At 65.1% G+C, this 21,657-nt stretch carries 21 protein-coding genes; 12 read left to right on the top strand and 9 right to left on the bottom strand.

Annotated elements, in window-relative coordinates; all coding sequences use genetic code 11:
* Positions 1–131 precede the first annotated feature (131 nt).
* The 7 genes from ACFO5X_RS00290 to ACFO5X_RS00260 all read left to right on the top strand — a co-directional run bounded on the left by ACFO5X_RS00290 (position 132) and on the right by ACFO5X_RS00260 (position 6,726).
* Positions 132–617: a class I SAM-dependent methyltransferase gene (locus tag ACFO5X_RS00290; protein WP_380714802.1), complete on the top strand. Its 486-nt coding sequence runs from the start codon at positions 132–134 to the stop codon at positions 615–617.
* A gap of 122 nt (positions 618–739) precedes the next feature.
* On the top strand, positions 740–2,125 hold the full coding sequence (locus ACFO5X_RS00285) for a bifunctional enoyl-CoA hydratase/phosphate acetyltransferase (RefSeq protein WP_380714801.1): 1,386 nt from the start codon (positions 740–742) through the stop codon (positions 2,123–2,125).
* Positions 2,122–3,261: an acetate/propionate family kinase gene (locus ACFO5X_RS00280; protein WP_380714800.1), complete on the top strand. Its 1,140-nt coding sequence runs from the start codon at positions 2,122–2,124 to the stop codon at positions 3,259–3,261. Before ACFO5X_RS00285 ends, ACFO5X_RS00280 begins: the two co-directional genes overlap by 4 nt.
* Before the next feature lie 90 nt (positions 3,262–3,351).
* Positions 3,352–3,981 carry a glutathione S-transferase family protein gene (locus tag ACFO5X_RS00275; protein WP_380714799.1) on the top strand — a complete coding sequence of 210 codons (630 nt, stop codon included), beginning with the start codon at positions 3,352–3,354 and terminating at the stop codon, positions 3,979–3,981.
* A gap of 57 nt (positions 3,982–4,038) precedes the next feature.
* Positions 4,039–4,236 (top strand): hypothetical protein, encoded by a 198-nt coding sequence (locus ACFO5X_RS00270; protein WP_380714798.1) that lies wholly within the window; start codon positions 4,039–4,041, stop codon positions 4,234–4,236.
* Positions 4,237–4,253: 17 nt separating this feature from the next.
* Complete coding sequence (locus ACFO5X_RS00265) at positions 4,254–5,423, top strand: acetyl-CoA C-acetyltransferase (RefSeq protein ID WP_380714797.1); 1,170 nt, start codon at positions 4,254–4,256, stop codon at positions 5,421–5,423.
* A 4-nt stretch (positions 5,424–5,427) separates the two neighbouring features.
* The gene (locus tag ACFO5X_RS00260; protein ID WP_380714796.1) at positions 5,428–6,726 is read left to right on the top strand and encodes an NAD(P)/FAD-dependent oxidoreductase; all 1,299 of its coding nucleotides are present in this window, start codon (positions 5,428–5,430) and stop codon (positions 6,724–6,726) included.
* 139 nt (positions 6,727–6,865) lie between these two features.
* Here ACFO5X_RS00260 and ACFO5X_RS00255 read toward each other — a convergent pair whose 3' ends face one another.
* The 6 genes from ACFO5X_RS00255 to ACFO5X_RS00230 form a co-directional block, all read right to left on the bottom strand.
* A complete protein-coding gene (locus ACFO5X_RS00255; protein ID WP_380714795.1) occupies positions 6,866–7,567 on the bottom strand; it encodes an ABC transporter ATP-binding protein in 702 nt (233 codons plus the stop codon).
* 2 nt (positions 7,568–7,569) lie between these two features.
* A complete protein-coding gene (locus tag ACFO5X_RS00250; protein ID WP_380714794.1) occupies positions 7,570–8,313 on the bottom strand; it encodes an ABC transporter ATP-binding protein in 744 nt (247 codons plus the stop codon).
* A 1-nt stretch (position 8,314) separates the two neighbouring features.
* On the bottom strand, positions 8,315–9,292 hold the full coding sequence (locus tag ACFO5X_RS00245; RefSeq protein ID WP_380714793.1) for a branched-chain amino acid ABC transporter permease: 978 nt from the start codon (positions 9,290–9,292) through the stop codon (positions 8,315–8,317).
* On the bottom strand, positions 9,292–10,215 hold the full coding sequence (locus tag ACFO5X_RS00240) for a branched-chain amino acid ABC transporter permease (RefSeq protein WP_380714791.1): 924 nt from the start codon (positions 10,213–10,215) through the stop codon (positions 9,292–9,294). The genes ACFO5X_RS00245 and ACFO5X_RS00240 overlap by 1 nt, the downstream gene beginning before the upstream one ends.
* Before the next feature lie 69 nt (positions 10,216–10,284).
* Positions 10,285–11,463, bottom strand: coding sequence for an ABC transporter substrate-binding protein (locus tag ACFO5X_RS00235; RefSeq protein ID WP_380714789.1), 1,179 nt, complete (start codon positions 11,461–11,463; stop codon positions 10,285–10,287).
* A 102-nt stretch (positions 11,464–11,565) separates the two neighbouring features.
* Complete coding sequence (locus ACFO5X_RS00230; protein WP_380714787.1) at positions 11,566–14,274, bottom strand: benzoate-CoA ligase family protein; 2,709 nt, start codon at positions 14,272–14,274, stop codon at positions 11,566–11,568.
* A 95-nt stretch (positions 14,275–14,369) separates the two neighbouring features.
* On the opposite strand from ACFO5X_RS00230, the gene ACFO5X_RS00225 reads away from it, so the two are divergent.
* On the top strand, positions 14,370–15,101 hold the full coding sequence (locus ACFO5X_RS00225; protein ID WP_380714785.1) for an IclR family transcriptional regulator: 732 nt from the start codon (positions 14,370–14,372) through the stop codon (positions 15,099–15,101).
* 3 nt (positions 15,102–15,104) lie between these two features.
* Here the strand turns inward: ACFO5X_RS00225 and ACFO5X_RS00220 are convergent, their stop codons facing one another.
* Together ACFO5X_RS00220 and ACFO5X_RS00215 are read right to left on the bottom strand one after the other, a co-directional pair.
* Complete coding sequence (locus tag ACFO5X_RS00220; protein ID WP_380714783.1) at positions 15,105–15,776, bottom strand: glutathione S-transferase family protein; 672 nt, start codon at positions 15,774–15,776, stop codon at positions 15,105–15,107.
* Complete coding sequence (locus ACFO5X_RS00215; RefSeq protein ID WP_380714781.1) at positions 15,773–16,309, bottom strand: DUF3859 domain-containing protein; 537 nt, start codon at positions 16,307–16,309, stop codon at positions 15,773–15,775. Before ACFO5X_RS00215 ends, ACFO5X_RS00220 begins: the two co-directional genes overlap by 4 nt.
* A gap of 219 nt (positions 16,310–16,528) precedes the next feature.
* Here ACFO5X_RS00215 and gltX point away from each other — a divergent pair, with 219 nt between their 5' ends.
* A complete protein-coding gene (gene gltX / locus ACFO5X_RS00210) occupies positions 16,529–17,854 on the top strand; it encodes a glutamate--tRNA ligase (RefSeq protein WP_380714779.1) in 1,326 nt (441 codons plus the stop codon).
* A gap of 37 nt (positions 17,855–17,891) precedes the next feature.
* Here the strand turns inward: gltX and ACFO5X_RS00205 are convergent, their stop codons facing one another.
* Positions 17,892–19,178: an ABC transporter substrate-binding protein gene (locus ACFO5X_RS00205; RefSeq protein ID WP_380714778.1), complete on the bottom strand. Its 1,287-nt coding sequence runs from the start codon at positions 19,176–19,178 to the stop codon at positions 17,892–17,894.
* A 157-nt stretch (positions 19,179–19,335) separates the two neighbouring features.
* On the opposite strand from ACFO5X_RS00205, the gene ACFO5X_RS00200 reads away from it, so the two are divergent.
* Genes ACFO5X_RS00200 through ACFO5X_RS00190 form a run of 3 tightly spaced genes read left to right on the top strand, consistent with a single transcriptional unit; the run spans position 19,336 to position 21,653 of the window.
* Entirely contained in the window at positions 19,336–20,091 is a 756-nt protein-coding gene (locus ACFO5X_RS00200; RefSeq protein WP_380714776.1) for an ABC transporter ATP-binding protein, read from the top strand.
* Complete coding sequence (locus ACFO5X_RS00195) at positions 20,084–20,788, top strand: ABC transporter ATP-binding protein (protein ID WP_380714774.1); 705 nt, start codon at positions 20,084–20,086, stop codon at positions 20,786–20,788. The genes ACFO5X_RS00200 and ACFO5X_RS00195 overlap by 8 nt, the downstream gene beginning before the upstream one ends.
* A 4-nt stretch (positions 20,789–20,792) precedes the next feature.
* Positions 20,793–21,653: a branched-chain amino acid ABC transporter permease gene (locus ACFO5X_RS00190; RefSeq protein ID WP_380714772.1), complete on the top strand. Its 861-nt coding sequence runs from the start codon at positions 20,793–20,795 to the stop codon at positions 21,651–21,653.
* Positions 21,654–21,657 lie beyond the last annotated feature (4 nt).

Here is a 21,657-nt window from a genome sequence, read left to right as displayed (position 1 = left end):
CCGATCTTCGGCCCTACCTTGGCGCGGGGCTGCCCCCGGCGTCAAACGTTATTGGCGGCCCGCAAAGGCTACTCTTTCCGCTTTTCTTCTGGCATCTATCCATTCAGCCGCCCGCAAAGGAGCGAAAGTATATGAGCCGCCTCGATCTCTTCATCGACCGCATGGTGTCGCAACGCGCCTGCCTCGACCACGCCATCGCCGAAACCGCCGCCATGCCCGGCCCGGTGTTCGAACTCGGGCTCGGGAACGGGCGCACCTATCACCACTTGCGCGAGAAGGTCTCGGGCCGACCGATCTATGTGTTCGAGCGTGCCATCGCCTCGCATCCCGACTCCACGCCGCCCGACGAGATGGCGATCCTGGGCGACGTGCGCGACACGCTGCCCGCCGCGCTGGAGCGCTTCGGCGCGACGGCCAGCCTGGTCCACGCCGATCTCGGCGGCCACAACCGCGCCAAGAACGACGCCTTCGCCCGCCTGATTTCGCCCCTTGTCGAACCGCTGCTGGCCCGGGGCGGCCTGATGGTGTCAAGCGACCGGATGTATTTCGACACCCTGACCGAACTGCCGCTGCCCGCCGGCGCCGTGCCCGAGCGCTGCTTCATCTACAGCAGATAGGTCGCGCCCGCTCTGGACAGCGGCGTCATCCTCCCTGGCACGCTGGTCCGGGCGCTGACGTTCTCTCCCAAAAGGTTCACTCCTGCGCTAGCCTGCCCTGACCGACCAGAAAGGACATCCAGGTGACCCGAACGCAGCTGCACAATATCCCCTTCGATGACCTCCAAGTCGGGATGGAGGCCACGCAGACCCGCGTGCTCCACCCCGATGACCTTTATGTCTTCGCCAATTCGTCGGGTAACCTGAACCCCATGCACCTCCCGAAAGAGGACGGAGACGGCGACGGAGCGCCCGAGGCGCTGGCCCCGCCGATGTGGATCGCTTCGCTGGTCTCGGCTCTGCTCGGCTGCGAACTGCCGGGGCCGGGCACGGTCTATCGCAGCCAGTCGCTCCGCTTCGTCAGCCAGGCGCAGGCCGGCGACACCCTGACCGTCCGGGTCAAATTGCTCGAAAAGGCCGAGGGCCGACGCGTCCGCTTTGCCACGACGGTCGAAACCCAGGATGGACGCCCGGTGCTTGAAGGCGAGGCCGAGGTGATCGCCCCGGCCCGCGCGCTCAGCTTCGATCTCTCCGACCTGCCGGGCCTGATCCTGAAGGATCACGAACATTTCGACCGCCTGCTCGAAGCCGCCGCGCCGCTGCCGCCCATGCGGACCGCCGTGGTCGCCCCGGAAGAGGCCGATGCGCTCGCAGGCCCGATCCTTGCCGCACGCCACACCCTGATCGAGCCGATCCTGGTGGGCGAGCCCACGCGCATCGCCGCCGCGGCGGCCGCGGCGGGGCTGGATATCTCCGGCTTCGAAATCGTCCCGGCGCAAGACGCCAAAGCCGCCGCAGCGCAGGCGGTGGCGCTGATCCACGAAGGCCGCGCGCAGGCGCTGATGAAGGGCCACCTGCACACCGACACCTTTCTTGGCGCCATCCTCGCCCGGGACGTCGGCCTCAGGACCGGCCGACGCCTCTCGCATGTATTCGTCATGGATGTGCCCGGTCTCGACCATCTTCTGATGGTCACCGATGCCGCCATCAACATCGCCCCCGACCTGATGGAAAAGGCCGACATCGTCCAGAATGCCATCGACCTCGCGCATTCCCTCGGTTTGGCAGAGCCGCGCGTCGGCATTCTTTCGGCAATCGAAACCGTCAATCCGGCGATTCCCTCGACGCTCGACGCGGCGATCCTGTCCAAGATGGCCGACCGGGGTCAGATCACGGGCGGCCTCGTCGATGGCCCCTTGGCGATGGACAATGCTGTCAACCTCGCGGCCGCCCGCACAAAGGGCATCCAGTCGCTGGTCGCCGGCCGTGCCGAAATTCTTGTCGCCCCGAATATGGAGGCGGGCAACATGCTGGCCAAGGAACTGACCTATCTTGCCCATGCCCAGTCCGCCGGGATCGTTCTGGGGGCGCGGTGTCCGGTGATTCTGACCAGCCGGGCCGATGACGACAAAAGCCGCCTTGCCTCCTGCGCCGTCGCCGTCCTGCATGCGGCGAGGTCCGGCACATGACCGCGATCCTGACGCTGAATGCCGGCAGCTCCTCGCTGAAGTTCGCCGTCTATGGCGCCGCCGCCGAACCCGAGATATTGCTGGCCGGTCAGGTCGAAAATCTCGGCCCCGTGGCCCGGCTCAAGCTGAAGGGCGCGCCCGAGCAGGAGATTGGCCCTGCCGATCATACCACCGCCGTGCGCACGATCCTGCAGGCCGTCGAACCGGTTCTGGCCGGTCGCCGCGTCGCCGGTGTCGGCCATCGCATCGTTCACGGTGGCAAGGCCTTCGGCGCTCCGGTCGAGCTGACAGCGGACATCCTCGCCCAGCTCGCCACGCTGGTACCGCTCGCCCCGCTGCATCAGCCGCACAACCTTGCCGCCGTCGCCGCCGCGCAGGAGGCCTTTCCGCAGGCGCTTCAGATCGGCTGTTTCGACACTGCCTTCCACCGCGGCCACCCCTTCGTGAACGACACCTTCGCCCTGCCGCGGCACCTCTATGACGAGGGCGTGCGCCGCTACGGCTTCCACGGGCTGTCCTACGACTATGTGACCGGGGTCGTGGCCAGGGAACGTCCCGAACTCGCGCGGGGCAGGGTGGTGATCGCCCATCTCGGCAACGGCGCCTCGATGTGCGCAGTCCACGAGGGCCGCTCGATCGGCTCGACCATGGGGTTCTCGGCGCTCGACGGGCTGCCGATGGGCACACGCTGCGGCCAGCTCGATCCCGGCGTGTTGCTCTACCTCATGGCCAAGGGCATGAGCGCCGCGCAGATCGAGCAGATGCTCTACCTCGAAAGCGGTCTCAAGGGCCTGTCCGAGATCAGCCACGACATGCGCACCCTGCTGGCCAGCGACGATCCCCGCGCGGCCGAGACCATCGACTATTACGTCTTCCGAATCCGCCGCGAACTTGGCGCGATGGCGGCGGTTCTCGGCGGTCTCGATGCCGTGGTCTTCTGCGGCGGCATCGGCGAGAATGCCGCCCCGATCCGCGCCCGGATCATGGAGGGCATGGAATTCCTTGGCCTCCATCTCGATACCGAGGCCAATGACGCCGGCGCCACCGACATCGGCCTCGGCCCCACCGAGATCCTGGTGATCCGCACCGACGAGGAACGCGTGATCGCCCGCGCCGTCGCCCGCGCGCTGGCCTGAGCAAACACGGCAGGATTTCGCCCCGCGCCGCAGCGTCAGGCTTGCCTCCGGGCCAGGGGCGCACAAAGGTGCGCGCAGGGAGGAACCACCATGCTGTTCTACGACTGCTCCACCGCGCCAAACCCGCGCCGCGCGCGCATGTTCATCGCCGAAAAGGGCCTGACGCCCGAAACCCGCAACATCTCGCTGGCCGAGCGCGAACAGCTCTCTCCTGACTTCCTCGCCGTGAATCCCCGCGCCACCGTCCCAGTGCTTGTCACCGACGAGGGCACCGTCCTTACCGAAAACCTCGGCATCGCCGCCTATCTCGAAGCCGCTTTCCCCGAACCGCCGCTGATGGGCACCACACCCGAAGAGAAGGGCCTGGTGCTGATGTGGAACGCCATCGCGGAACAGCAGGGCGGAATGCCCATCGCCGAGGCGCTGCGCAACGGCAACCCCCACATGAAGGACCGCGCGCTGCCCGGCACCGTGAACCACGCCCAGATCCCCGAACTCGCCGAACGCGGCATGATCCGCGCCACTGCCTTCTTCGAGATGCTGGAACAGCGCCTGCAGGCCAGCCGCTATGTCGCCCTCGACACCTTCAGCCTGGCCGATATCACCACCTTCGTCTTCGTCGAATTCGCCCGGGTGATCAAGCTGCGCATCCCCGAAGCCAACACTGCCACCCGCGCCTGGCACGAAGCCATCAAGGCCCGCCCCAGCGCCCAGCTCTGAACGATTGACGCCGCGCTCCCGCGCGGCTTGGATGGCGCCGACGAAAGGGCAAGGCCCATGCTGCAAGACATCAACCTGCCGGCGATCCTGACCGCCGCCTTCATCGCCAGCAGTTCGCCGGACCCCGCGACTTTGACAACCGCCGGCACCGCGATCAACCGCACCTGCCTTCGCCTGCGCCGTGCCTTCGAGGCCGCCTTTGCGCTCTCCTTCGGGGCGCTGGGCCTGCGCATCCTGACCGCCCGTTTGACCTGACCCCAAGGAGCAATCACATGCCCGAAGCCTATATCGTCGCCGCCACCCGCACCGCCGGAGGCCGCCGTGACGGTCGTGTCCGCGGCTGGCATCCCGTCGACCTCGCCGCCGCCGTGCTCGACGAGGTGACGCGCCGCGCAAACATCGCCCCCGACGCCATCGACGACGTGATCATGGGCTGCGTCAGCCAGGCGGGCGAGCAGGGCCTGCACTTTGGCCGCAACGCCGTACTGGCGTCGGGTCTGCCGCAGTCGATTCCGGCCGTCACCATCGACCGCCAGTGCGGCTCGTCCCAGCAGGCCATCCACTTCGCCGCCCAGGCTGTGATGTCCGGCGTGCAGGACGTGGTGATTGCCGCCGGCGCCGAAAGCATGAGCCGCGTGCCGATGGGCTCGACCGGCCGGTGGAGCCGCCATCCCCAGGCCGGTTCGCCCACCAGCCCCGGTCTCGACGCGAAATACCCGCAGACCATCTTCAGCCAGTTCACCGGCGCCGAGATGATCGCCGACAAGTGGCACCACAGCCGCGCCGATCTCGACGCCTTCGCCCTGCGCAGCCATCAGAAGGCCACCGCCGCCCGCGACAGCGGCGCCTTCGCAGCCGAGATCCTGCCGCTCGAGATCGAAACCCCGGACGGTGCCGAGATGCATACCGCCGACGAGGGCATCCGTGACACCGCAACCCTGGAAAGCATCGGCAGCCTGAAAACCCTGGTCGAGGGCGGCAAGATCACCGCCGGCAACGCCAGCCAGATCTGCGACGGCGCCGCGGCGGTCATGGTGGTCTCGGAACGCGCGCTGAAGGCGCATAACCTGACCCCTCTCGCGCGGATCCACAACCTGACAGTGACTGCGGGCGACCCCGTCATCATGCTCGAGGAACCGCTCTTCGCCACCGACCGTGCGCTGCAGCGCGCCGGCATGAAGATCGGCGACATCGACCTTTACGAGGTGAACGAGGCCTTTGCCCCCGTGCCGCTCGCCTGGCTGACCCATACCGGCGCGGACCCCGACAAGTTGAACGTCAATGGCGGCGCCATCGCGCTTGGCCATCCGCTTGGCGGCTCGGGGGCCAAGCTGATGACTACGCTGGTGCACGCCCTGCGCGCGCGGGGCAAGCGCTGGGGTCTGCAGACCATGTGCGAAGGTGGCGGCATCGCCAATGTCACCATCGTCGAGGCGCTCTGACCCCATGCCTGACGTCATCATCATCGGCACCGGCGTCATCGGCGGCGCCATCGCATTCGAACTTGCCAAACAGGGCCGCAAGGTGCTCTCGCTCGACCGCAACGCGCAGGCGGGCCACGGCTCGACCTCGGGCTCCTGCGCCATCGTGCGGATGCACTATTCCACCTTCGACGGCACCGCCTTCGCCTGGGAGGGCTATCACTACTGGCGCGACTGGGCCGACTATCTCGGCCTGCCACGCGGCACCGATCTGGCCACCTTTCGCGAGGTCGGCTGCCTGGTGATGAAGACCGAGGCCAACGGCCGCCTCGAAAAGCACAAGCGCTACAGCGCCGAACTGAACTGTCCTTTCGAGGAACTCTCTGCCCAGCAGGTGAAGGATCGCCTGCCCATCTTCTCGCTCGACAGCTTCGCCCCGGCCCGGCGCCTCGATGACCCCGACTTCGGCAAGCCCAGCGGGCGGCACATGGGCGGGGCCGTCTGCTGGCCCAACGCCGGTTATGTCACCGACCCGGCGCTTTCGGCGCAGAACCTTCTCGCCGCTGCCGCACAACACGGCGCAACAACCCGCCTCAATGCCGAGGTCACCGATATCCTCCAGCAGGGCGGCCGCGTCAGCGGCGTGCGCCTCGCCTCGGGCGAGGACATTCACGCGCCCGTGGTCATCAACGTGGCGGGTCCCGGCTCCCACGTCATCAACCGAATGGCAGGCGTGCTGGATGACATGACCATCCAGACCCGCCCGCTGCGCCAGGAGGTCGTCCATGTTCCCAGTCCGCCGAATTTCGATTTCGAGAACCTCGGCACCATCGTCTCGGACAGCGACATCGCCTGCTACATTCGCCCTGAACATGGCAACCACATTCTGATCGGCTCGGAAGACCCGGAATGCGATCCGCACCAATGGGCGCCGGACGACAAGCACTATAACCGAGACTTCACCGAGCAGTGGACCACACAGGCCATGCGCTTTGCCCAGAGGGTGCCGACGCTCGGCATTCCCAGCCGGATGCGCGGCGTGGTCGATCTCTACGACGCCTCGACCGACTGGATCCCGATCTACGACAAATCGGCATTGCCGGGCTTCTACATGGCCTGCGGCACCTCGGGGAACCAGTTCAAGAACGCCCCCATTGCGGGCAAGCTGATGGCCGCGCTGGTCGACTATTGCGAAGCCGGCGCCGACCACGACACCCAGTCGATGCGCTTCACGCTGCCTTATCTCAACCGCGAGATCGACGCCGGCTTCTATTCCCGCAAACGCGCAGTGAACAGCGAAAGCAGCTTCTCGGTGCTCGGGTAGGGCGGGGCTCCCCCGCCGCCCGGCCACTGGGCGCAAACGGTGCGGCCCGGACGGCTAAAAAACGTGTCCCGGAAAGGCACTCTTATTTTACATAATGAAATCAGAATGTTGACCCCCCGTCCTAGCTGGGACGCCCCAATCAGAACTCCAGATAGCGCCGCCGCACCGCCTCATCGGCGGCCAGTTCCGCGCTGGTCCCGGCCCATTCCACCTGTCCGCGTTGGACGATGAAATGCCGGTCCGCGATTTTCATCAGATCGACCAGGTTCTTGTCGACCACAAGGATCGACATGCCTTGCCCCCGGATCTGCGTCAGCGCCTCCCAGATCCGCCGCCGCACCAGCGGGGCCAGCCCCTCGGTCGCCTCGTCTAGGATCAGAAGCCTCGGGTTGGTCATCAGCGCCCGCCCGATCGCGAGCATCTGTTGCTCGCCCCCGGACAGGAGATTGCCCATCGACGAGACCCGAGTCGCCAGTTCCGGAAAGAGGGCAAAGACCTTCTCCACCGTCCAGGGATCCGGCAGGCCCAGATGGTTCGACGCCGTGGCGATCAGGTTCTCCATCATCGTCAGGTTCGGGAAGATCTGCCGCCCCTCGGGCACCAGCCCCAGCCCCAGGTTCGCGGTGCGAAAGCTGGGCCGCCCGACCAGTTCCTGACCGTCAAAGCGGATCGACCCGCCCGAGGCCTTCACGATCCCCATGATGGTGTTGATGGTCGTCGTCTTCCCCATGCCGTTGCGGCCCAGCAGCGTGGCGACCTCGCCCTTTTGCAGCGTCAGCGACATCCCGAACAGCGCCTGACTGGTGCCATAATGCGCGGTCACGTCCTTCAGTTCGAGCATGCTCATTCCTCGCCCAGATAGGCGTGCTGCACCGCCTCGTTGCCGCGGATTTCAGATGGTGTTCCGGTGGCGATGATATGACCGTAGACCAGAACCGAAATGCGGTCGGCCAGGGCAAAGACCGCATCCATGTCGTGCTCGATCAGCAGGATCGAATGCTTGCCCTTGATACCTTTCAGCAGGGCGACCATCTCCAGGCTTTCCTGTGTACCGAGGCCCGCCATCGGTTCATCCAGCAGCATCAGCTCGGCCTCCGAGGCCAGCGCGATGGCAATCTCCATCCGGCGGTGTTCGCCATGTGACAGGGCGACCGTCGCGTGATCCGCCTTGTCGCCGAGCCCGACCCGCTCCAGCAGGGCGCGTCCCCGGTCGCGCAGCGACGCCACGCTGCGCGCCGGCCGAAGGAAGCGGAACGAATGGCCCTCGCGCGCCTGCAGCGCCAGCGCGATATTGTCGAGCACGCTCATCTCCATGATCAGCGAGGTGATCTGGAAGGACCGGGTGATGCCCAGATGCGCGCGGCGATGGGTCGCCAGCCGTGTGATGTCGCGCCCCTTGAACATCACGCGCCCGCTGTCGGGGATCTGGGTACCGCACAGCTGGCTGATCATCGTCGTCTTGCCCGCGCCGTTGGGACCGATCACCGCGTGCAGTTCCCCCGCCTCGACCGTCAGGTTCAGGTTGTCGGTCGCCTTGATCCCGCCAAAGCTCTTGTTCAGCCCCTCGACCTTCAGAACCGCTGTCATCTCAGCGCTCCTTCCGGCCGGTCAGCAGACCGGCCAGCCCGCCGCGCACGAACAGCACGGTGACGATCAGCAGCAGGCCGAACGGCAGTTGCCAGTAGATGCCGAAAGGTTGCGGCAGGCTCGACAGAGCCTCTTCCAGAACGATGAACACAACCGCGCCAAGAACCGGTCCGATGGTCGTGGCCGCACCACCGAGGATTACCATGAACATCAGCTCGCCCGAGCGGTGCCAGTCCATCATCTCGGGGCTGATGAAGGTGGTGAAGTTGCCCAAGAGCGCCCCGGCATACCCGCACATCGCGCCCGAAATGACATAGGCGGTCAGGCGATAGGCATAGGTGTTGAAACCCAGTGTCGCCATCCGCTCGGGGTTGCCCTTGGCCCCCTGCAGCACCATGCCGAACCGAGAGTTGACGATCATTCGCACGAGGCCGAGCGCGACCAGCAGCGACAGGAAGCAGAGCGCATACATCTGCAGCGGCTTGTCCAGGTCGAAGAGCGCGAGTTCGGTGCGGCTGTCGATCACCAGCCCATCGTCGCCGCCGTATTCCTCGATCGACACGATGAGGTAATAGACCATTTGCGCGAAGGCCATGGTGATCATGATGAAGTAGACCCCCCTGGTGCGCAGGCAGACGAGGCCGGTCAGCAGGGCGAACAGGGCGGTGACCCCCACCGCCAGCGGGATGTGCAGCCAGCCACTCAACGTCGCGACGGCGTCCCAGCCGCCATACAGCCAGTGATGTGCCGGTATGCCGACGGCATAGGCGCCAAGGCCGACGAAGGCGGCGTGTCCGAAGGATACCAGACCGCCATAGCCGAGGATCAGGTTCAGGCTGACCGCCGCAATGGCCAGGATCACCAGGCGTGTCGCGAGGTCCAGATAGAAGGGCTGGCCGCTCAGGTAGAACAGGGGCGGCAGCACCGCCAGCAGGACCAGCACGACAAGGGTCAGCCATCCACGTCGGGTCATCGTCATCAGCGCACCTTTGGCGGGAACAGGCCCTGCGGCTTGAGCGCCAGCACCAGCGCCATGATAAGATAGATCAGCATGGCCGAGACTGCCGGGGCCGAGTTCTCTCCGGCGGCCGAGGACATCACGAGCCCGAAGAGATCATCAAGGAAGGCGCGTCCCAGCGTGTCGATCAGCCCGATCAGCAGCGCGCCGATGAAGGCGCCCTTGATCGATCCGATGCCGCCGACGATGATCACCACAAAGGCGGTGATGATGATCGAGTTGCCCATCCCGATATTGGCCTCGGTGATCGGAGCGATCAGCATCCCGGCCAGACCGGCCATCATCGCACCCAGCGCGAAGACCAGGCTGAACAGCATCTGGATGTCGATCCCCAGCGCCGACACCATCGTGCGGTTCGACGCGCCGGCGCGGATCAGCATTCCGATACGGGTGTAGTTCACCAGCCAGAACAGTCCGGCGGCAGCGGCAAGGCCTGCGGCGATGATCAGCAGGCGGAAGGTCGGCACCAGCATCCCCGCGCCCAGATCCACCTGGCCGTTCAGCCAGTCGGGCAGGGGCACTGCGATGCCCTGGGGCCCCCAGATCAGGTGGGCGAGCGTCTCGAATACCAGGATCAGCCCGAAGGTTGCCAGTACCTGATCAAGATGATCGCGGGCATAGAGATTGCGCGCGACCACCCGTTCCGTCAGCCAGCCGATGGCGCCTACGATAGGCAGCGCCACGACCACGGCCAGCAGGAAGTTCCCCAGCGCGAAGGTCAGCGAGGCGCAGATGAAGGCGCCCAGCATATATAGCGACCCATGCGCGAGATTGACGAAGTCGAGGATTCCGAAAACCAGCGTCAGGCCCGAGGCGACAAGGAACAGCAATAGCCCCAGCTGCAACCCGTTCAGGATCTGGATGACCAGTAGCGTGGTGTCCACCCGCTTACTCCCAAGAAAAAGCCGGCCGGGATACGTCGCCCGGCCGGCGTCCAGCGCAGGCCTTTAGCCTCAGTTCATCTTGCACTCGGCCGCGTAGGGATCGATGTGGTCCTCGTAGACCGTGTCGACCACCTTGGTCGTCCAGGTGCCGTCGGCGTCTTCCACCACTTCACGCAGGAAGAAGTCCTCGACTGGCATGTTGTTGGTGCCAAACTTGAACTTGCCGCGCACAGAATTGAAGTCGGCTTCCTTCAGTGCGGCGCGCAGGGCGTCCTTGTCGGACATATCGCCCCCGACCTTTTTCACGGCCGATGCGATCAGCATGATCGCATCATAGGACTGTGCCGCATAGTAAGAGGGGTAAGTGCCGTATTTCGCCTTGAAATCGGTAACGAACTTCTTGTTCGCCTCATTGTCTAGCGTCGGATCCCACTCTTGCGTGGTCTTGGAGCCGATAACGGACTTGAACCCGGCGGCCTGCAGCTTGGGCAGCGACAACGCGTCCACCGTGAACACCGAATACAGCGGCAGCGTGTCCTTCAGACCCGCCTGGTCATACTGCTTGATGAAGGCACCGCCGGCTGCCCCTGGATAGAAGACAAAGATGCCTTCAGCGCCCGAAGCCTTGGCCTTCGCCAGTTCGGCCGAGAAATCAAGCTGCGCGTCAGCACCCCACTTGGTCAGATCCTTGCCCTTGATCTCGCCCTTGAAGGTGCGTTCCACACCGGCGGTCATGTCCTTGCCCGCGGCATAGTTCGGCGCCATGATATACAGCGATTTCACGCCCTGCTTGTTCAACACCTCGCCCATCGCCATCGGCGTCTGGTCATTTTGCCACGAGGTCGAGAAAAAGTTCTTGTCGCACAGCTGGCCGGCCATCTGGCTGGGGCCCGCGTTGGTCGAAATCAGGATCTTGTCCGCATCCAGCACGGACTTGCGCGAGGCGAGCAGCACGTGCGACCAGATATAGCCGGCGACGAAATCGACGTTGTCCTGCTTGACCAGCTTGTCGGTGGCCTGCTTGCCCGTCTCGGGCGCAAAGCCGTCATCGCCATAGATGACTTCCAGCTTGGTGTCGCCGGCCATGCCGCCGAGGTGCTCCATCGCCAGATCGACGGCATTCTTCATGTCATTACCGATGATGGCGGCGGGTGTCGTCAGCGTGGTGACAAACCCGATCTTCACATCAGCATGGGCCGGCAGGCCCAGCATCGCGACCGCAAGTGCCGCGGAAATGGTCTTTTTCATGTCAACTCCCCTGTTGTTGTCCGGTCTGTGCCGAATCTGTGCCCGTTACGGGCTGTGTCCGCAGTTGAACACGTTCCACAAATTGAGCGCAAGATTTTCATTTTAAGCTTGAAGCATCTTGAGCACGCCCTGCCGGTCGATCTTGCCCGTCCCGGTTTTTGGCAGCGCCTCGACGAAAACAATCCGCCGCGGATATTTGTGCGGCAAAAGCTGCGTCTTTACATGGTCTTGCAGAATCTTGGCCTGATCCTGGCCGCCGGCTCCGGTCTCCTTCAGCGCGATCACGGCAGACAGCGTCATCCGGCGGTCCGCCATTTCATGCGCCAGAACCGCCGCCTCGCGCACCATGACGTGATCGTTAAGGCAGCGTTCGACCTCCAGCGGCCAGACCCATTGGCCGGAAACCTTTACCAGATCGTCGGCCCTTCCTTGGAAATAGTAGAAGCCGTCCCGCTCGACAAATCGGTCGCCGGTATACAGCCAGTCGCCCCGCATCGTTTCGGCTGTCTCGTCAGGGCGATTCCAGTAGCAAGGCGCCGAGGAATGGCCGCGCACGTACATGACTCCATCCTCGCCCGAAGGCACCGGTTTGCCGTCGGCATCGCGCAATTCGACCTCATAGCCGGGGACTGCCTTGCCCGCCGCGCCCAGGTGCTGCTCTTCGGCGGTGTTCGACAGATAGACGTGCAGCATCTCGGTCGATCCCAGCCCTTCGATGGGGGCAAGGCCGGTCAGATCCTTCCATGCCTGGAAGATCTCTCCCGAGAGAATTTCCGCCGCGCTCATGCACTGGCGAAGCGATGAAAGGTTTCGCCGCGAAACGCCTTCGGCATGGCAGAGCGCGGTATAGAGTGTCGGCAGGCCGAAAAAGACGCTGGGACGGAAGGTCTCGATCGCCTCGAGAACACGTTGCGGATCGGGACGGCCGGGCAGCAGAAGCGTGGTGGCCCCCACCGCAAAGGGAAAGGTGACTGAATTGCCGAAGCCATAGGCGAAGAACATCTTGGGCACGGAAAAGCAGATGTCGTCGGGCCGCAACCTCAGGACATGCGCGCCAAAGCTTTGCTGCGTGTAGGCCATGTCATGGTGCAGGTGGACGATGCCCTTGGGGCGCCCGGTCGAGCCCGAGGAATACATCCAGAAGGCCATGTCGTCGGGTCCGGTGTCGGCGCAATCGAGCGTCGCGGAATACCCTTCCAGAAAATTCGCGGCCTCCTCAAAGGCTCCAGCGTGTCCGTTCACGACGACAACCCGCTCCAGAGCCGTATCCTTCAGCGCGGAAAAGCGGTCTGCAAAGTCGGCTTCGCAGACCGCAATCCTTGCGCCCGAGTCCGCCAGATAGAATTGCAACAGCTCCGGGGCGGTCAGCGTGTTCAGCAGCACCGGCACGAAGCCGGCCCGCACCGCGCCGAAAAACGCGGCCGGATAGGCCGGGGTGTCGTCGAGGAACAGGGCGACGCGCTCGCCTCGTGACAGGCCGAAGGCACGGAAGGCATTTCCCCACCGCGCCGCCTGGGCGCACAGCTCGGCATAGGTCATCTCGCCGGCCGGCCCGGTCAGCGCCAGCTTGTCCGGATTGCGGTCAAGGTTGTCCCACAGAACGGCACTGCAATTCGGATGGCCCGTCTTGTCAAAGCCGATGGCGGCGCCGCCGGGTGTCTCGCCGACCGGGTCGAAAATGTCCGGCGTCAGATGGGCCTCGTATTCCGCCATGAACCGCGGCGACAGCGCGCGCAGGCGGTCCATGTCAACGCGCCCCGACCGCGTCACGTAATCGAAGGCGAAGTCCAGCGGCCTCTGATCCATTTTCGCAGCGAAACTCTCGTACCAGGCGCAGGAGGTATTGGCCGCGGTCACGATTTTTTTCGCAATCGGTTGCCGGGCAGCCTGATAGGCGGGCAGCGCCTCTCGCCAGTCCCTGTGGCGCGCCAGTTCGCCCACCAGGGCGATGGCATCTTCCATCGCCAGCCGTGTGCCCGACCCGATGGAAAAATGCGCGGTATGAACGGCATCGCCCAGCAGCACGGTATTTTCGTGATGCCAGGTCTCGCACCAGAGTTTGGGAAACTGCCGCCAGATCGACCGGTTTGACACCAGCGACGCGCCTTCCAGCACATCGGCGAAAACGGTTTCGCAGCGGGCGGCGGTCTGCGCCTCGTCCATCTGGTCGAAGCCCTCGGCGAAAAAGGTCTCGCGGTCGCATTCGACGATGAAGGTGCTCATCTCCGGGGTATAGCGATAGTGATGCGCATTCATCGCGCCATGTTCGGTTGTGCGGAAGGTCTGGGTCAGCGTATCGAAGGGCCGCCGTGTGCCGAACCAGGCAAAGCGGTTCTCCATATGGCTGATCGTGGTGCCGAACGCTTTGGGCGCCGCACTGCGCACGAGCGAGTTCAAACCGTCCGCGCCGACGATCAGATCGGCGTCCAGCTCTGTCGGCGATGTCACCGGATGACCAAAGCGCAGCTCTGCCCCAACTGCCTCGGCCCGCGCCTGCAGGACCTGCAGCAGCCGCAGGCGCCCGATCGCCGCGAAACCGATCCCGTCGAGCACCACACGGCCCTCGGGATGGTTCAGCGTCATGTTCCGCCAGCGTTCCATCTCGGGCGCGATAAGGTCATGGGTTTCGGGGTCGTCGGCCCTGAGGAAATCGAGCGCCTGATCCGAGAAGACCACGCCGAAGCCCCAGGTCACGTCCCGCGGGTTGGATTCGGTCACGCGCACCCGGACCCCTGGCAGCGCGCGGCGCAGAAGGATCGCAGTATAGAGCCCGGCGGGGCCCCCGCCAAGGATGTCGATGGTGCTCAGCATGACGCCCTCCCAGCGTACGAATCGCGGATCGACCTTGACCCAAAGGGGTAGGGTATGTTTCTGTTATGTGCAAACGTTTCTATATGGTGAAATTCATGAGCGAGGACTCCGCGCAAGGGGGCCTGCAATCGCTGGATGCGGCGCTGAGCCTCTTGGCGCGGCTTGGCCGCGCGCCGGGGCCGCAGGCGTTGACGGACCTGGCGCGTGCCGAAGGCATACCGGCCAGCAAGGCACATCGGTATCTTGCTTCCTTCGTCCATGCCGGGTTGGTGCGGCAGGCGGGGCGTTCAGGCAAATACGACCTTGGGCCAGGGGCCATGGAACTGGGGCTGGCGGCGCTGGCGCGGCTGGATTTCGTCAATCGCACGGCCGACCGGCTGCCCGATCTGGTGGCCGAGACCGGACTGACCGCGCTGCTGTGCGTCTGGAGCGAAGCTGGACCGGTGGTGGTGCGCTGGGAGCGGTCAGCGCGGTATATGGTGACCGCACTTGGGCTGGGATCGACGCTGCCGCTGCTCAACTCGGCCACGGGACGGGTGTTCCTGGCTTATACGCCGGAACCGCTGACCGAGGCATTGCTCGTCCGTGAGCGGGGCGGCGGAGCAGTTGGGCTGCGCGAGGCGACCCGCGCGGCGGGATACGCCAGTGTCACTGGCGATCTGATCCCGGGCCTAGCGGCCATTGCCGCACCCGTGCTGGACTGGCAGGGTCAGGCGCAGGCGAGCGTCACACTGATCGGGACCGACCCGGCGCTGGTCATGCCTGAAGCCGGTGCAATCGAGAAGCTGATCCGGTTCTGCCGGGATCTGAGTGCGCCGGAACGGTAATTGCTATTGCGCCCGGAAGCGGGCGGGTATGTCATCGGCGAAGGGGAAATACGAAAAGAATGGCTGCGCTTCGGCGAGCACCCGCATGATCGACGGGCGCGCCAGCAGCCGCTCGAAATAAGTGGCGAGGGCGGGTGTGCGGGCATTCCAGGGTTCGATGATGCCCGCGTAGAAGAGCGCTGGAAAGGCGGCGCAGTCGGCAAGGGTGAAGCCCGCCCCGCAGGCCCACTCGCGCGAGGACATGCGGGTCTCGATCATGCCGTAGGCGACTTGCAGCTGCGCCCGGGCCTCGTCGACACCATAGGGGTCGCGCTTTTCCTCCGACCGCAGACGGTCGGCCACGATCCGCTGCATAGGGTGGTGCACGTAAAGATCGAAGAACCGGTCCCACAGCCGAACGTCCAGAGTTCCTGTATCGGGCAGCAGGTTGGCGCCGGGGTAATGGCGGTCGAGATACTCCAGAATAATCGTGGTTTCCGGAACAAACTCGTTCCTGGCCTCGTCGATCAGCAGGGGCATCTTGCCAACCGGCCAGCGTTCCAGATGGGCGGCACGCGCCGCCTCGTCACCGAGGTCGAGCAGCCGCGCCTCGAAGGGCGTTCCTGCCTCGTAAAGTCCGATCAGCACCTTCCAGCAGAAAGAGGCGAGGGGGTGGGAGTGCAGGATCAGCGTCACGACAGGAAATCCTTGCCGCAGTCCTGACCGATCGTGGGGACAGTGTCGGGGCTGACCACATCGAACGTGACCTCGTATAGTATCGCTCCGTCGAACAGGGCCCGGATGGTCCAGATGCCCGGAACCATCTCTTCGTTCAGGTCAAAGCTGTAAGCGTTGATTGAAGCGTCTTCGCCGCCGAGGGTGGTGACATAGCTCTGATGGGTCATTCCGGATCCGATGAAGGGCGGATGCGACACCTCGATGGTCACCGGATACATCTGCAGGCCTCCGGTTTCGGTTCTGACCCCAAAGGAAATGCCGGGTTTGGCCGGGACGACAGGACCGGGCCAGCGGATTTCCGGGGTGCGTGGCAGCAGATCGACGCGCTGGGCCAGTGTGTCGGGCGCCTCGACCGAGTCGACCGACGCCAGCTGGCAGAAGGCGCCGAATTCCAGCGTCACCAGGGCCGGATCACGGTGTTGCAGACCGGCGCCTGCGGCAAGAGGCAGCGGCATCAGAAGAACGGGAAGGGCGAACAGAAAACGGACCATGGTGCCAGAATGGCGCCCCCGCGCGCGCTCTTGTCAAGCGGCGCCCGGTCACAAGCGCGCAAGCGGCCGTGCGGTGGCGGAGTGCCGCTGTTTTCCGCCCGCTCCTGGAAGGGTGGCAAACAACTGGTCGCCGTGCGGCGGCGGTCGTCCATCACCGTGTGCGCTGGACAAATACGCCTCCGTATGACACCACGCCCGCGCAATCAGGAGCCGCTGCCCATGACCGTCACCACCCGTTTTGCCCCGTCGCCGACCGGATATATCCATATCGGCAACCTGCGGGCCGCCCTGATGAACTTTCTGATCGCCCGTAAGGCTGGCGGCACCTTCATCCTGCGTATCGACGACACCGATCCCGAACGCAGCAAGGAAGAATACGTCGATGCTCTGAAAGAAGACCTGACCTGGCTGGGTCTGCACTGGGACCGGATCGAGCGGCAGTCGCTGCGGCTGGATCGCTACGCCGCCGCTGCCGAAACGCTCAAGGGCATGGGCCGGATGTACGAGGCTTTCGAGACCCCGACCGAGCTGGACCTCAAACGCAAGAAGCAGCTGAACATGGGCAAGCCGCCGGTCTATGACCGCGCCGCGCTGGCGCTGTCGGACGAGGAGAAGACGAAGCTGCGAGCCGAGCGGGGCAATGGCGTCTGGCGGTTCCTGCTGGATCAGGAGCGGATCGAGTGGACCGACGGCATCCTGGGTCCGATCTCCATCGACGCGGCCAGCGTGTCGGATCCGGTGCTGATCAAGGCCGACGGGCAGGTGCTTTATACCTTCGCCTCGGTCGTGGATGACGTCGAGATGGGCGTGACTCATATCGTGCGCGGCGCGGACCACGTGACCAATACGGCAACGCAGATCCAGATCATCAATACACTGGGCGGCACACCGCCGCAGTTCGCGCACCATTCGCTGCTGACCGGGCCGCAGGGCGAAGCGCTGTCCAAGCGGCTGGGTACGCTGTCGCTGCGCGATCTGCGCGCTCGGGGTGTGGAACCGATGGCGGTTCTGAGCCTGATGGCGCGGCTGGGGTCGTCCGATCCGATCGAACTGCAGCGCGACATGGGCAAGCTGATCGACGGCTTTGACGTGACGCATTTCGGTGCGGCGCCGACCAAGTTCGACGAGGCTGACCTTTTCCCGCTGACCGCGCATTATCTGCAAGGGGAACCGCTGGAGGCGGTGCGCGCACATGTGGATGCGCTGGGCGTGCCGGCCGACAAGGCCGAGGCCTTCTGGCTGATGGCTCGGGACAATATTACAACGCTGGCCGATCTCGGGCGCTGGTGGACCCTGTGCCGCGACGGCGCCGAACCGCTGGTGGCGGAGGAGGATGCCGAGTTCGTCGCTCAGGCGATGGCGCTTCTGCCGCCGCTGCCGTTCGACGAGACGACGTGGAGCAGTTGGACCGGCGCAGTCAAAGCCGCGACCGGGCGCAAGGGCGGGGGACTGTTCCGTCCGCTGCGGCGCGCGCTGACAGGGGCCGACAGCGGGCCGGAAATGGCGCAGCTGATGCCGCTGATGCAGGTGGTCCGCGGGCGCTGATTGACCGCCGCCCGCCAGGGCGGACGGCGGCACGGGATTAGTAGCTCAGCGCCTCGAAGGGTCGGCCAACCGGAATGTCGGGTGCATACTGGTTTTCGTTGATCACCAGATCGAACGGGAACTTTGTCCCCGGCTCCCACTGGCCGCCCACCACAGGAGTGGTCGAGACGTTGGGCACGGGGCCGGTCTGAAAGTTGATCGGCCCGACGATGGTGCGGATGTCGGTGGCCTTGATCGCCTCGATCAGCGCCCCGGGATCGGTGGGGTCGGTGGAGCGTTTCAGCACATCCAGCGCCACTTCGATCAGCGCGTGCTTGAAGCCCATCGGCTGGACCCACTGGCGGCCGGTCTCCTCTGTGAACTTGCCCGCGAACTCCGCCGAGGTCAGCCCGTTGATGGTCGAGGCGAAGGGGTGGCCCGGCGACCACCAGATCTCGGTCGACAGGCCCTTGGCGGGGGCGCCGAGTGCCTCGACGGAGCTGGGGAACAAGAGCGCCTTCGCGATGGTCGCGGCCTTGGGGCGGAAGCCAAGTTGCGCGGCCTGCACCCAGAAGGTTGTCCAGTCGGGCGGCAGGAAGATGCCGGTGATGATGTCGACGCCCGCGTCCTTGAGCTTGCCGATCTGGGCGGAATAGTCGTCCGACAGCGGCTCAAACAGGCCGAGGTCGATAACTTCCAGACCGTGGCCCTTGAGCTGCGCGGCAAAGCCCACGTCGGGGTTCGACATGGCGACTCCGTCGCTGTCGTTGGACATCATCAGGCCGACCTTGCGGTTGGTGTCGAGCTGATCCCAGAGCGAGACGTAGCTGTCCACCACCTGCTTGCCGCCCCAGAAGAAGTGATAGGTCCAGTCGAACCCCGTCGCCGGATCTCCGCCGCGCCCGAAGAAGAAGGCGTCCCACGGTGTGTCGCCCGAAATGCTGGGCACCTCGTTCAGCTCGCACTGATCGGTGACGGGCAGCACGGTGTCAGCGGATGAGGAGGAGAGCATCAGATGCACCTCGTCATCCAGGATCAGCTGCGAGGCGACCTCGGCCGAGCGGTTCGGGTTTGACTGGTTGTCCTTCGGGATAAGCTTGATGGCGTAATGCTTACCACCCACGTCGATGCCTTCTTTCAGTACTGGAGCCAGCTGGCCGAGGACGTAGTCGTCGGCCGAGCCGAACCCGGCGATAGGGCCGGTGGTGGGGCTCACCCAGCCGATGCGGATTTCGTCAGCAGCCGCCCAGGCGCGGCGCGGCGCGATGGCTGGGGCCGCGAGCGCGGCAGCGCCGGTGCCCAGCACCCGCCGCCGCGTCCAGAGCGATTTGGAATAGCGTGACAATGGTTTCCCTCCCTTGATGGTGCGGGGGAACGGTCCTCCATCCCCCGCGCGCATGACGAGAGAGTGACATAGGCTCCCAGGGTCTGACAATGAAAATATATTATCTTGTTTGTGGTGCATTTTTGATCCATCCTGGCGTCAATAGGGGAGGGGCAGAATGGATCAGAGCGCGACTGCGCTGTCGGTTTCCGGCCTTTCGAAGTCCTTTGGCGCGCTTGCGGTGACGCAGGATGTGACCTTCCAGGTCGCCTCGGGGGCGGCGCTGGGAATCATCGGCCCAAATGGTGCTGGCAAGACGACCCTGTTCAACCTGATCTGCGGCACCCTGCGCGCCAATGGTGGGACGATCACCGCGCTGGGTACCGACATCGGCGCCATGGACGCCCGCCGCCGCTGTCTGTTGGGCCTCGCGCGGACCTTTCAGGTGCCCCAGCCCTTTGCTGGCCTGACCGCCTACGAGAATGTGTTGATCGCCGCCGCCTATGGGCGGGGCCTGTCGGAACACGCGGCGCGGCGCCATGCCAGAGCGGCGCTGGACCAAACTGGGCTTGACCCTCGGGCCAATCGGCTGGCCGGCACGCTGACGCTGCTCGACCGCAAGCGGCTGGAACTTGCACGGGCGCTCGCCACCGGCCCCCGCCTGCTGTTACTGGACGAGATCGCCGGGGGGCTGACCGAGGCGGAGTGCCACGCGCTGGTCGCGCTGATCCGCGAACTGCGCACGACGGGAACCACTATCGTCTGGATCGAGCATGTTCTTCATGCCCTTCTCGCAATCGTGGACGAGGTTCTGGTGCTCGACTTCGGCAAGGTGATCGCCAAAGGCGCGCCGGACGCGATCATGCGTGACCCGCAGGTGGCCGCGGTCTATCTCGGCCCGGACGCCGACGAACGGGAGGCGCGCCATGGCTGATCCGATCCTGTCGGTGCGTGATCTCTCGACCGGCTATGGGGATTTCCAGGCACTCTTTGGTGTCAGTCTGGATCTGGCTCCCCAAAGTATCCTCGGGCTTGTGGGAGCCAATGGCGCGGGAAAGTCGACGCTGTTCAAAGCGATCCTGGGTCTGTTGCCGCGCGCCCGCGAAATGGTGACGTTTCAGGGCCGACCAATCGGCGACTTGCCCACACGGCGGCTCGCGCAACTGGGGATCGTGATGGTGCCCGAGGGGCGGCGGCTGTTCCGCTCGCTCTCGGTCGAGGAGAACCTCACCCTGGCTGCCGAGCATGGGCGCGGCGGCGCCTGGAGCGTTGCGCGTGTCTTCGAGCTTTTCCCGGTCCTGGCAGATAAACGCCGGCAGAGCGCGACCTCGCTGTCGGGCGGGCAGCAGCAGATGGTCGCCATCGGGCGGGCCTTGGTCGCAAACCCGGATGTGATCCTGTTCGACGAGATCTCTTTGGGCCTCGCGCCGATTGTCGTCAACGACGTCTACGCCGCGCTACCCGAGATCAACGGATCGGGCATTTCGGCAATTGTGGTCGAACAGGACGTCGACCGGGTGCGGCGGCTTGCCCACCAACTGGTCTGTCTGAACGAGGGCCGCGTGGTCCTGTCGGGGCCGGCGGAGGATTTCACCAAGGCGCAGCTCACCGCTGCCTATTTCGGAGAGTGAGCGGATGTATCTGGTCGATGCCGTGGTTCAGGGGATCCTCTTGGGCGGTCTTTACGCCCTGTTTGCCGCTGGTCTCAGCCTGGTATTCGGGGTGATGCGGCTGGTGAACATCGCGCATGGCGATTTCATCGTGCTGGGCGCCTATGTCGCGCTGATGGTGGTCTCGCTGACCGGGTTGCACCCGTTCCTGTCGCTGATCCTGGTCATTCCCGTAATGGCGGCGATCGGTTATGCGCTGCAGCGCTTCATTCTGGAGCGTACAATGGGCCCGGACGTCCTGCCCCCGCTGCTGGTCACGTTCGGCTGTGCGGTCATCATCCAGAACGGTTTGCTGGCGCTGTTCTCGACCGATGCCCAACGGCTTTCGGCCGGGCCAATCGAGACGGCGAGCCTGCCGGTGGCCGGGATTTCGCTGGGGGTTCTGCCGCTGATCACCTTCGGCCTTGCGGTTGCGCTGATCGCGGGGCTGGAGGTCGTCTTCTTCCGCTCGCGCGCCGGCCGCGCCTTCCGCGCGACGTCGGACGACCCCGAGACGGCCGAGACCATTGGGGTCGATACCCGCCATATCTTCGCACTGGCCATGGCGCTGAGTTTCGCGGTGATCGCTATAGCGGCGGTGCTGCTGGCGGCGCGGTCGAATTTCGATCCTTTCTCGGGGCCGGCGCGGCTGCTCTACGGGTTCGAGGCGGTGATCATCGGCGGCCTCGGCAACCTCTGGGGCACGCTGGCGGGCGGCATCGTGCTTGGCGTGGCGCAGACGCTGGGCGCGCAGGTATCGCCGAGCTTCCAGATCCTCGCCGGGCATCTGGCTTTCTTCCTGATCCTCGCGCTGCGTCCGCGCGGCCTGTTTCCTCGGATGGATTGAGCCG

Origin of the sequence: Seohaeicola nanhaiensis (genome assembly GCF_042654245.1) — a bacterium.
Lineage (GTDB): Bacteria > Pseudomonadota > Alphaproteobacteria > Rhodobacterales > Rhodobacteraceae > Seohaeicola_A > Seohaeicola_A nanhaiensis.
The sequence above is the reverse complement of the archived record's forward strand: the minus strand, read 5'-3'. Positions and strand labels throughout refer to the sequence as shown.